General features: G+C 72.6%; 4 protein-coding genes. All 4 read left to right on the top strand.

Translation table 11 applies throughout. The features are described from left to right. Positions 1–161: 161 nt before the first annotated feature. The 4 genes from AC1DZA_RS09615 (at position 162) to AC1DZA_RS09600 (ending at position 11,492) form a co-directional block, all read left to right on the top strand. Positions 162–3,110 (top strand): GH32 C-terminal domain-containing protein, encoded by a 2,949-nt coding sequence (locus AC1DZA_RS09615; protein WP_476772568.1) that lies wholly within the window; start codon positions 162–164, stop codon positions 3,108–3,110. A gap of 218 nt (positions 3,111–3,328) precedes the next feature. Next, the gene (locus tag AC1DZA_RS09610) at positions 3,329–6,142 is read left to right on the top strand and encodes a DUF4062 domain-containing protein (protein ID WP_476772567.1); all 2,814 of its coding nucleotides are present in this window, start codon (positions 3,329–3,331) and stop codon (positions 6,140–6,142) included. Next, the gene (locus AC1DZA_RS09605) at positions 6,142–8,820 is read left to right on the top strand and encodes a DUF4062 domain-containing protein (RefSeq protein ID WP_476772566.1); all 2,679 of its coding nucleotides are present in this window, start codon (positions 6,142–6,144) and stop codon (positions 8,818–8,820) included. Before AC1DZA_RS09610 ends, AC1DZA_RS09605 begins: the two co-directional genes overlap by 1 nt. Continuing rightward, positions 8,817–11,492, top strand: a complete 2,676-nt coding sequence (locus AC1DZA_RS09600) for a DUF4062 domain-containing protein (RefSeq protein ID WP_476772565.1) — start codon at positions 8,817–8,819, stop codon at positions 11,490–11,492. Before AC1DZA_RS09605 ends, AC1DZA_RS09600 begins: the two co-directional genes overlap by 4 nt. The last annotated feature ends 28 nt before the right edge of the window (positions 11,493–11,520 follow it).

Below are 11,520 nucleotides of genomic sequence, written 5' to 3'. Positions count from 1 at the left end.
GTGCCGCCGCGCCCGCCGCGCGGCCCCCGCCGCGCGGCCGCGCCGGCCCGCGGCATCCGCCCCTTGCATTGTCCGGCGGACACTGCGTAGCATCGCCGCCGTCGACTGACAACGATGTCACGAGTCAACCGTGACACGCGCGATGAAGGGCGAAACAGACGATGACGACGAAATCACGATGGGCGACAGGCACGACGGCGGTGGCCGTCGCCGCACTGGTCGCCGGCCTGCTCGGAGCGGCGCCGGCCGACGCGGCGGAGCCGCCGGCGCCCGACCCCGCGAGCGAGCAGTACCGCCCGTACCTGCACTTCTCCCCGGAGCGCAACTGGATGAACGACCCCAACGGCCTCGTCTACGAGGACGGCACGTGGCACCTGTTCTTCCAGCACAACCCGTACGGCACCCGCTGGGGCAACATGAGCTGGGGCCACGCGACGAGCACCGACCTCGTGCACTGGGAGGAGCAGCCGCTCGCGATCCCCCAGACGTTCGACGCGAACGGCGTCGCGATCGAGGACATCTTCTCGGGCTCGGTCGTGCTCGACGAGCAGAACACGAGCGGCCTCGGCACGGCCGAGAACCCGCCGATGGTGGCGATCTACACGAGCGCGTACACCCCGGCGCATCCGACGCTCGCCGGCCGCCAGGCGCAGTCGCTCGCGTACAGCCTCGACCACGGGCAGACGTGGACGAAGTACGAGGGCAACCCGGTGTACGACCGGGGCTCGTCGAACTTCCGCGACCCGAAGGTCTTCCGCTACACGAACCCCGGGACCGGCGAGTCGTACTGGGTCATGGCGGCCGTCGAGGCGCTGCAGTACAAGGTCGTGCTCTCGCGCAGCGACGACCTGAAGACGTGGACGCACCTCAGCGACTTCGGCCCGGCCAACGCCACGGGCGGCATCTGGGAGTGCCCCGACCTGTTCCCGCTCGCGGTCGACGGCGACCCGGCGAACACCAAGTGGGTGCTCGTCGTGAACCTCAATCCGGGCAGCGTCGCGGGCGGCTCGGGCGGCCAGTACTTCGTGGGCGACTTCGACGGCACCACCTTCACGTCCGAGAGCACGGTGGCGGATGACGCGGTGCCGGCCGGCGAGGTCTTCGCAGGCTTCGACGACGGCACGTACGACGGCTGGACCGTGGCCAACGAGCCGGGCAACTGGAAGAACGGCCCGTTCGGCGATGCCCCGGCCGCCGGCACCCTGCCCGGCCAGAACGCAGTGGGCGGATTCGTGGGCGCGGGCCTCGTGAACGGATTCAACGACGGCGACTGGCCCGTCGGCACCGCCGAGTCGCCGACGTTCACCATCGACGACCCCTTCGTGAACCTCCTCGTCGGCGGCGGCAACCACCCGCACGTCGACGGCACGCAGCTCGGCAACGAGCCGCCCGCCGGGCGACTGCTGTTCGACGGCTTCGAGTTCCCCGAGGGCACCACGCTCGTCGACACGGGCTGGACGGCGACCGGCGACCTCGCGGTCGACCCGAGCCGCAATCCGTCGACGTCCGGCGGCGACTACTACCTCGGGCAGAAGCGCATCAACACGTGGGAGGGCGGCCCGAAGGGCGACGACAACCTGGGCGACCTGACCTCGCCCGCGTTCACCATCCAGCCCGGCGAGGACCACCTCTCGTTCCTGCTCGGCGGCGGCAAGCGGTTCAACGGCACGCTCGAGGTGCGGCTCCTCGTCGACGGCGAGGTCGTGCGCACGGCCACCGGTCCCGAGGCCGGCCAGCTCAACTGGCAGTCGTGGGACGTCTCCGAGTATGCCGGTCGCGACGCGCAGTTCCAGGTGCACGACGACGCGACGGGCGGCTGGGGCCACCTCACCGTCGACCACCTCGTCCTCGGCGCCGAGCCGGCGCTGCCCCGCTCGGAGGAGACGAGCGTCAGCCTCGTCGTCGACGGCGAGGTCGTGCGCACGGCGACCGGGCGCAACAGCGAGACCCTCGACTGGGTGAGCTGGGACGTCGCCGAGTACGCCGGCCGCGAGGCATCCGTTCGCATCGTCGACAACAACCGCTTCGGCTGGGGGCACGTGCTCGTCGACCAGGTGATGTTCTCGGATGCCGCGGCCGCGCCGCGCCTCGAGGGCTACGACTGGCTCGACTGGGGCCGGGACTACTACGCGACGGTGTCGTTCTCGAACGCGCCCGACGGCCGGCGGGTGATGCTCGGCTGGATGAACAACTGGGACTACGCGAACGACATCCCGACCGGGACGTGGCGCAGCGCGAACACGCTGCCCCGCGACGTGAGCCTGGTGTCGACGCCCGAGGGCCCGCGCCTCGCGCAGCAGGTCGTGCCCGAGTTCGCGCAGCTCGAGCAGACCGATCGGGCGTACACGGATGCCTCGCGGCCGATCGCCGACGGCTCCGAGATACTGCCCGTGGCGGGCGACGTCGTGCGCATCGACGCGGTGCTCCGGCCCGGTGACGCCGACGCGGTCGGACTCAGCGTGCTCGGCGACGACGAGGCGTCGACGCGCATCGGGTACGACGCGGCATCCGGTCGCCTGTTCGTCGACCGCCGCGACTCGGGGAGCACCGCGTTCCACCCGGCGTACCCGTCGCTCGACGATGCGCCGGTGGCGCTCCGCGAGGACGGCACCGTGGCGATCACCGCGTACGTCGACCGGTCCTCGGTCGAGGTCTTCACCGCCGACGGGCGCACGACGATCACCGACCAGGTGTTCCCGAACGCCGGCGCCGACGCGATCGGCCTGTGGGCCGACGGTGACGGTGCGACGCTCGAGTCGCTCACGGTGACGCCGCTGCACGGCGCGATGTACAAGGAGGCCGGCGTGGACGACGCGACGGCCGCGCCGCCCACCGCCCAGCTGTCGTCGACGTCGGGGCCGAAGTCGGCCGACAAGGACGGCGACTACCTCGTGAAGGTGAAGCTCGGCAAGGGCCAGCCGACCACGGTGGTGCGACTCGTCGAGGGCGACTCGGTGATCGGCCGCGTCTACCGCACGGCCGACGACGGGCGCATGGTGCAGTTCCCGATCACGGATGCCGCGCCCGGCGAGCACCACTACCGGGTCGAGCTCGAGAACTCGGCCGGCACGACCGACGGGGGCTCCCTCGTCGTGCGCGTCGCCGGCTGAGCCATGGGGGCGGGGTGCGGCGCTGCTGACCGCCGCACCCCGCTCGCCGAGGCGCAGGGCGGGTTGGAGTAGCGACCCTGCGCCCGCGGGCCGGGTGCACGGCGTCGCGCCCGTGTCCCCCGATCTCGGGTGATGGACGCCGACGGCCGCTGGCCCCAGAATGGCAGGATGGGGCGCCGAAGGCGATGCACCCCGGCGGCGCTGGAGGCGTCGCCGTAATGGATCGCGCCGCCGGACTTCCGATCCGAACGCCAGACCAGCGGCTCCGGGTCTTCGTCAGCTCCACACTGAAGGAGCTCGAACCAGAGCGCCGCGCCGCTCGGGCGGCGATCGAGCGGCTGCGACTCGCGCCGGTCATGTTCGAGCTCGGTGCGCGGCCGCATCCGCCGCAGCAGCTCTACCGGGCCTACCTCGACCAGAGCGACGTGTTCGTCGGCATCTACTGGGAGCACTACGGCTGGATCGCGCCCGGCGAGGAGGTCTCGGGCCTCGAGGACGAGTACCTGCTCGCCCCGCGCGACATGCCCAAGCTGATCTACCTGAAGCAGCCGGCGCAGCGCGAGGAGCGGCTCGACGAGCTCCTCGGCCGCATCCGCGACGACGACACCGCGTCGTACACGCCGTTCTCGACCAGCGAGCAGCTGGCCGACCTCATCACGGCCGACCTCGCGACGCTGCTCGCCGAGCGGTTCGACGCGTCGCGGGCGGCGTCCATCGGGTACGGAGGGGTCGGCGGCGCAGCCGGGACGCCCGGCGCGGCTGCGGCATTCGGCCCGGCGGCGGCATCCGGCGCGCCCGCGGCATCCGCTGCATCGGCCGCCGAGCCCGACGCGAGCGCCTCGGGAACCGACCACATCCCCGTGCCGTACACCGAGGCCGTCGGCCGCGACCGCGAGGTGGCGACGCTGCTCGACTGGCTCGGCCACGGCGCGGAGCGCATCATCACGCTGGTCGGTCCGGGCGGCATCGGCAAGAGCCGGCTGGCGATCGAGGTGGCGCGCAGCGCGGGCGAGCCGTTCGACCGGGTGACGTTCGTCGCCCTCGAGCACGTGCTCGACCCGGCCGACGTGCTGCCCGCGATCGCCCGCGAGCTCGGCGTGCGCGACGCCGGCGACCAGCCGCTCAGCCGCCAGCTCGGCGCAGCCCGCGCCGGCCGCCGCGACCTCATCGTGCTCGACAGCTTCGAGCAGGTGATCTCAGCCGCGGGCGACGTGATGGCCCTGCTCAACGACCTGCCCGACGCGACGTTCCTCGTCACGAGCCGCGCGCGAATGCGGGTGCGCGGCGAGCGGGTGTTCGACGTGGAACCCCTCGGGCTCCCGCCCGACCCGGCACGCGCCTCGCTCGAGGCCATCTCCACGGCCGACGCGGTGCGGCTGTTCGTGACACGCGCCCGCGCCGCCGACCCTCGGTTCGAGCTCACCGACGAGAACGCCGACGGCGTCGCCCGCATCTGCCGCGCGCTCGAGGGCGTTCCCCTCGCGATCGAGCTCGCCGCCGCCCGAATCCGGGCCCTGACGCCCGCGGCGATGCTGGGGCGGCTCGACAAGATGCTGCCGCTGCTCGTCACGGCCGCCCGCGACATCCCCGAACGCCAGCGCACCATCCAGGCGACGGTGGAGTGGAGCATCGACCTGCTGAGCCCCGAAGCGCGGGCCCTCTTCGTGCGCCTGGGCGTGTTCGCGGGCGACTTCAGCCTCGACGCGGTGGAGGCCGTCACGGCGCGCGCGCCCTGGGCGACCGACCTGCTCGGCACGCTTCTCGAGCTCGTCGACGGCAGCCTCCTGCGCCAGCACGACGACGCGGGCGTGCCGCTGTTCTCGATGCTCGTGCCGGTGCGCGAGATCGCGAGCGCTCGATTCGAGGCCGAGCCGGATGCCGCGGCGGTGCGCCGCGCGCACGGCGAGCACTACCTGCGCCTCGCCGCAGAGGTGGAGCCGCTGCTGGAGGGATCGACGCAGTCGGCCGCGCTGCAGCGGCTCGATGCGGAACGCGACAACATCAGGGCCGCGTTCCGGCATCTCATCTCGGTCAGGATGGTGGATCCGGTCGCGCGGGCCGTGTGGCGGCTGTTCCTCTACTGGTGGATCCGCAGCCAGCTCACCGAGGCGAAGGCCTGGATGGAGGACATCCTGCACGCCGACGTGCCGCTGCGCGACCACACCCGGGCGATCGCGATGGGCTTCACGTCGTGGGTGGCGCTCTCGCAGCCCGGCCCAGAGGTCGACTCCGGTCCGATCGAGTGGAGCCTCGCGCTGTTCCACGCGGTCGGCGACCGTCTCGGCGAGAGCGGCGCGCTCACCGCGCTGAGCATCGCCTGCGCCGCGTCCACGCCGCCCGACCTCGAGCGGGCCGACAAGCTGCAACGACGGGCGCTCGAACTCGTGTCGGCCGAGGAGCATCCGACGTTCGCGGCCCTGTTCAAGGACGCGTTCGGCGCCCTCACACTGCTTCGCGGGGATGTCGACGGGGCGATCGGCATCTACGAGGAGGTGCTGGAGGATGCCCGGCGCTCGGGCGACGTGTTCGTCGAGAGCATCACCCTGGCGAACTCGGGGTGGGCGCGACTCGCGCGCGGCGAGGCGCGCCCCGACCTGTTCTCGCGCAACCTCGAGCTGTCGCTCCAACTCAGCAACGACGACGGCATCGCGTACGCGCTCGAGGGGCTGGCCGCGTGCGCCGCGGTGGCGGGCGACGTCGACCGGGTCGGCGTGCTGCTCGGCGCGGCCGACACGGTGCGCGTGCGTACGGGGCTGGTGGGCCAGCGCTCCAACCCCACCTACCGGCCATTCGTCGAGCGCATCCTGGCCTCCGACGGGGCCGGCGCGTTCGAGGCGGCGCGGGCACGGGGCCGCGGGATGTCGCGGCGCGCGGCCCTCGACCTCGCGCTGGCACCCGTGGAGCCGGCCGAGCCTGCCCGGCCGGCCAGGCCGACAGAGGCTGCCGGGGCGACAGAGGCCGCCGGGCCGACCGCGCCGGCAGCGGCCACGCCCGCGACCGACCGAGCGACCTCGGTGGAGCCGGTGACCTGATGGGTCCCGGGCCGGCGATCCGCACCCCCGATCAGCGGCTGCGCGTCTTCGTGAGCTCGACCCTGAAGGAGCTGGCACCCGAGCGAGGCGCCGCACGGGTCGCCATCGAGCAACTGCGGCTCGCACCCGTCATGTTCGAGCTCGGCGCCCGTCCCCATCCACCGCGGCAGCTCTACCGCGCCTACCTCGACCAGAGCGACGTGTTCGTCGGCATCTACTGGCAGGAGTACGGGTGGGTCGCGCCCGGCGAGGAGATCTCGGGCCTCGAGGACGAGTACTGCCTCGCGCCCGCCGACATGCCGAAGCTGATCTACGTGAAGCAGCCGGCTCGGCGAGAGGAGCGGCTCGGCGGCCTGCTCGGCCGCATCCGCGACGACGACACCGCCTCGTACACGCCGTTCTCGAGCGCCGACGAGTTGGCCGAGCTCGTGACGGCGGATCTCGCGACCCTGCTCGCCGAGCGCTTCGACGCCTCACGGCCGCCGGCCCAGACGGGAGCGATCACGGCGGCACCGACAGGAGCGGCGACGCCGGTGGGAGCGACGCCGGACGCGAACCCCTCGCCTGCGGGCCGCCTCCCCGTGCCCTTCTCCGACGCCGTGGGCCGCGAGCAGGATGTCGCGACCCTCCTCGCGTGGCTCGGGGAGGACTCGCGACGACTGGTCACGCTCGTCGGTCCGGGCGGCATCGGCAAGAGCCGCCTCGCGATCGAGGTCGCCCGCAACGCGGGGGCTCGGTTCGACCGGGTGACCTTCGTGGCACTGGCGCAGGTCCGCGATCCGGGCGAGGTGCTGGGCGCGATCGCCCGGGAACTGGGCGTGCGCGACTCGGGCGACGCCCCACTGAGCGAGCAGCTCGGCATCGCGCGGGCCGGACGCCGCGACCTCATCGTGCTCGACAACTTCGAGCAGATCGTGGATGCCGCACCCGACGTCCTCTCGCTGCTGACCGACCTGCCGGGCGCGACCTTCCTGGTGACGAGCCGGGTCCGGTTGCGCGTGCGCGGAGAACAGGTCTTCGACGTCGAGCCCCTGGGCCTGCCGCCCGAGCCCTCCGAAGCTCCGACGGGAGTCATCCTGGAGTCGCCGGCTGTGCAGTTGTTCCGCGATCGGGCCCGGGCCGCCGATCCGAGGTTCGACGTGACCGATGACAACGTCGAGGATGTGGCCCGCATCTGCCGCGCCCTCGAGGGCGTTCCGCTGGCGATCGAGCTCGCGGCTGCCCGCATCCGGTTGCTCACACCGGCCGCCATGCTCGCACGGCTCGACCGGGTGCTGCCGCTGCTCGCCACCGCGGCGCGCGACGTGCCCGAACGCCAGCGCACGATCGGGGCCACCGTGGAGTGGAGCATCGACCTGCTGGGCGACGACGCCCACGCGCTGTTCGAGCGGCTGGGCGTCTTCGCGGGCGACTTCAGCCTCGACGCCGTCGAGGCCGTGACGGCCGGCGAACCCTGGGCCTCCGACCTGCTCGGCACCCTCCTCGACCTGGTCGACGGCAGCCTCCTGCGGCAGCACGACGACCATGGCCTTTCGCTCTTCTCCATGCTCGTGCCGGTGCGGGAGGTCGCCGCCGCCAGGTTCGCCGACGATCCCGCGGCCGATGCGGTGCGCCGCGCACACGGCGAGTTCTACGTGCGCCTCGCCTCGGCGACCGAACTGGTGCTTCGCGGCGAGACGCAGCCGGCCGCCCTGGACCGGCTCGAGTCGGAGCGCGACGACATCCGGGCCGGCTACCGCCACCTCATCGCGATCGGCGAGGTCGACGTCGTGGCGGACGCGGTCTGGCGGCTGTTCCTGTACTGGTGGATCCGGGGCCTGCTCCACGAGGTGAAGGCCTGGATGGAGATCGTCCTCGGATCCGGTCGCCCGCTGTCTCCACGCACCCGCGCGGTCGCGCTCGCGTTCTCGTCGATGGTCGCGCTCTTCCAGCCCGATGCGAAGATCACGACCGAGCCGGTGGAGGAGGCCGTCGCGCTGTTCCGCACGATCGGAGACGAGTTCAGCGAAGGCCTCGCCCTCTCGATCGCGTCGCTGTCGTTCATGTCGGTCACCCCCGCCGACCTCGACCGCGCCGAGGCCCGGCAGCGTTCGGCGCTCGAGCTGGAACCGGTGCGACGTGACGCGACCTTCCACTCGTTGTTCCTCTCAGGGCTCGGACGCATCCTTCTCCTCCGCGGTGACCTGGCCGGCGCGACGGACTGCTACGAGCGTGCTCGACGGATCGCCGAGCACGCGGCCGACCGGTTCGCCGAGGTCCTCGTCCTGACGCAGGTCGGCTGGGCTCGTCTCGCGGCGGGCGAATCGCAGCCCGAGCCGTTCGCGCGGGCGCTGGAGCTCTCGCTCCTCCTGCGGAACGATGACGGCGACGCCTATGCACTCGAGGGGCTCGCCGCATGCGCGGCCGCCTCGGGCGATCTCGAGCGCGCCGGCTTCCTCCTCGGTGCCGCCGACGCGTTGCGGGCTCGCACGGGCATCAACGACCAGCGGTCGTACGTGACCTACCAGTCGTTCGTCGATGCCGTGCTCGCCACCGACCGTGCTGCCGAGTTCGAGGCGGCACGTGTGGTGGGTCGGCGGATGCCGCGAAGTGCCGTGCTGGAGATCGCGCTCGACCCCGGGGCGATCTCCACCCCGAGCACCTCGGCCACGCTGCGCACGACGGACGTGCGGTCATGACCGCAGAGGCGTCGATCCGCACCCCCGACCAGCGGCTGCGGGTCTTCGTGAGCTCGACCCTGAAGGAACTCGAGCCGGAGCGGAGAGCGGCCCGGGCGGCGATCGAGCGGCTACGGCTGGCGCCGGTGATGTTCGAACTGGGCGCGCGACCGCACCCGCCCCGCGACCTCTACCGTGCGTACCTCGGCCAGAGCGACGTGTTCGTCGGTGTGTACTGGCAGCAGTACGGCTGGATCTCACCCGGCGAGGAGATCTCGGGCCTCGAGGACGAGTACCGGCTGACGCCCGGCGACATGCCGAAGCTCATCTACGTGAAGCGGGCTGCCGAGCGCGAGGAACGCCTGACCGAACTCCTCGACCGGATTCGGGATGACGGCACGGCCTCGTACACGCCCTTCTCGACGGCCGACGAGCTGGCGGAGTTGATCGAGTCCGACCTCGCCACCCTGCTCGCCGAGCGGTTCGACGCGTCGCGGGGTGCGGTCACCTCAGAAGCCGGGGCCGCGGGCGACGGGGCGCCTGCCGACGAGGCATCCGACGGCGCCCGGACCGCCGCGGCAGCGCCACCGACGGGGCGCATACCCGCCCCGTACACCGAGGCGGTGGGACGCGAGTTCGAGGTCACGGCCCTGCTCACCTGGCTCGCCGACGACGCGCAGCGGCTGATCACGCTCGTCGGTCCTGGCGGCATCGGCAAGAGCCGCCTCGCGATCGAGGTGGCGCACCAGGCGGGGCCGCCGTTCGACCGGGTGACCTTCGTGACCCTCGAGCACGTGCGCGACCCGGCGGACGTGCTCCCGGCCATCGCCCGCGAACTCGGCGTGCGCGACTCCGGCGACGCCCCGCTGAGCGAGCAACTCGGCATCGCGCGGGCCGGACGGCGGGACCTGATCGTGCTCGACAACTTCGAGCAGGTGCTCGATGCCGCGCGCGACCTCGTGACGCTGCTCACCGACGTGCCCGGCGCGACGTTCCTCGTGACGAGTCGTGCGCGGCTCAGGGTGCGCGGCGAGCAGGTCTTCGACGTCGAGCCGCTCGCGCTGCCGCCCGACCTCGCCGATCCGGCCGATGACGGGACCGTCGACGAGATCCTCGCCGCCCCGGCGGTTCGCCTCTTCCGGGACCGCGCACGGGCAGCCGACCCCCGGTTCGAGGTGACGCCCGAGAACGCGGCGGACGTCGTCCACATCTGCCGGGCGCTCGAGGGCGTGCCCTTGGCGATCGAGCTCGCGTCGGCCCGCATCCGTGCCCTTACCCCGGCCGCCATGCGGGCGCGGCTGGATCGCGTGCTGCCGCTGCTCGTCACCGCCGCCCGCGACGTGCCCGAGCGCCAGCGCACCATCGAGGCGACCGTCGAGTGGAGCATCGACCTGCTCAGCGACGAGGCCCGGGCGATGTTCGTGCGCCTCGGCGTGTTCGCCGGTGACTTCAGCCTCGACGCGGTGGAGGCGGTGACCGCCGGCGCCCCGTGGGCGACCGACCTGCTCGGCATATTGCTCGAGCTCGTCGACGGGAGCCTGCTGCGCCAGCACGGCGACGCCGACGTGCCGCTCTTCTCGATGCTGGTGCCGGTGCGGGAGATCGCAGGGGCCCGCTTCGATCGGGATCCGGATGCCGCCGCAGCGCGCCGCGCCCACGCCGACCACTACGCGGGCCTCGCAGCCCAGATGGAGCCGCTGCTGCGCGGTGCGACCCAGGTCGCGGCCCTCGACCGCTTGGAGGCGGAGCGCGACAACCTGCGCGCCGCCTTCCGGCACCTGATCGCGGTCGACGAGGTCGACGCGGTCGCGGACGCCGTGTGGCGGCTGCTGCTGTACTGGTGGATCCGCAGCTACCTCCCCGAGGCGAAGACATGGACGGAGGACCTCCTCGCGGCGGGACAACCACTCTCGACGCGCACTCGGGCCATCCTGCTCGCATTCCCCTCGTGGGTCTCGCTGTGGCAGACGGATGCGGAGATCAGCACGGAGAAGCTCGAGGAGAGTGTTCGACTCTTCCGGGAGATCGGCGACGAGTTCGGGGAGGGCCTGACGCTGACGGTGCTGTCGCTCGCCTACATGTCGGTGGAACCGCCCGACCTCGAGCTCGCCGAGGCCCGCCAGCGTGCGGCGCTCGACCTCGAAGACGGCCGAGATGCGAGCTTCGACGCGCTGTACCGGGGCGCGCTCGGGCGCATCCGACTGCAGCGCGGCGACCTGGCCGGAGCGATGACGCTGTTCGAGCAGTCGCTCGACGAGGCGGTGCGGGCGCAGGACATGTTCGTCGAGAGCATCGCGCTCACCCAGGTGGGATGGGCGCAGCTCGCCCTCGGCCAGGACGCGAGCGAGGCGTTCCTGCGCAACCTCGATCTCGCCGTGCGGCTGCGCAACGACAACGGGATCGCGTTCGCGCTCGAGGGTGTGAGCGCATCGGTGGCCACCACCGGCGACTTCGAGCGGGCCGGCACGCTGCTCGGCGCGGCCGACGCGCTGCGCGCACGCACCGGCCTCTCGGACCAGCGCTCGTACGTCACGTTCCAGCCGTTCGTGGACGCGGTGCTCGCCTCCGACGGTGCGGCGGCGTTCCTCGCGGGTCGCGGGCGAGGGCGACGGATGTCGCGGCGCGCCGTGCTCGAGTCGGCGCTGGGTTCCCGCACCGAACGGACCGCCCCGACCACCACGGCCGGTTCGTAGCCGACGGCACACGGATGCCCCGGGGCGA

The sequence above is a fragment of the Agromyces sp. P2_B3 genome (assembly GCF_056404815.1).
The sequence above is the reverse complement of the archived record's forward strand: the minus strand, read 5'-3'. Positions and strand labels throughout refer to the sequence as shown.

What these genes read in the sequence shown, in the direction of transcription:
- AC1DZA_RS09615 (WP_476772568.1), top strand. Translation starts at nt 162, where the DNA reads ATGACGACGAAATCACGATGGGCGACAGGCACGACGGCGGTGGCCGTC.
- AC1DZA_RS09610 (WP_476772567.1), top strand. Translation starts at nt 3,329, where the DNA reads ATGGATCGCGCCGCCGGACTTCCGATCCGAACGCCAGACCAGCGGCTC.
- AC1DZA_RS09605 (WP_476772566.1), top strand. Translation starts at nt 6,142, where the DNA reads ATGGGTCCCGGGCCGGCGATCCGCACCCCCGATCAGCGGCTGCGCGTC.
- AC1DZA_RS09600 (WP_476772565.1), top strand. Translation starts at nt 8,817, where the DNA reads ATGACCGCAGAGGCGTCGATCCGCACCCCCGACCAGCGGCTGCGGGTC.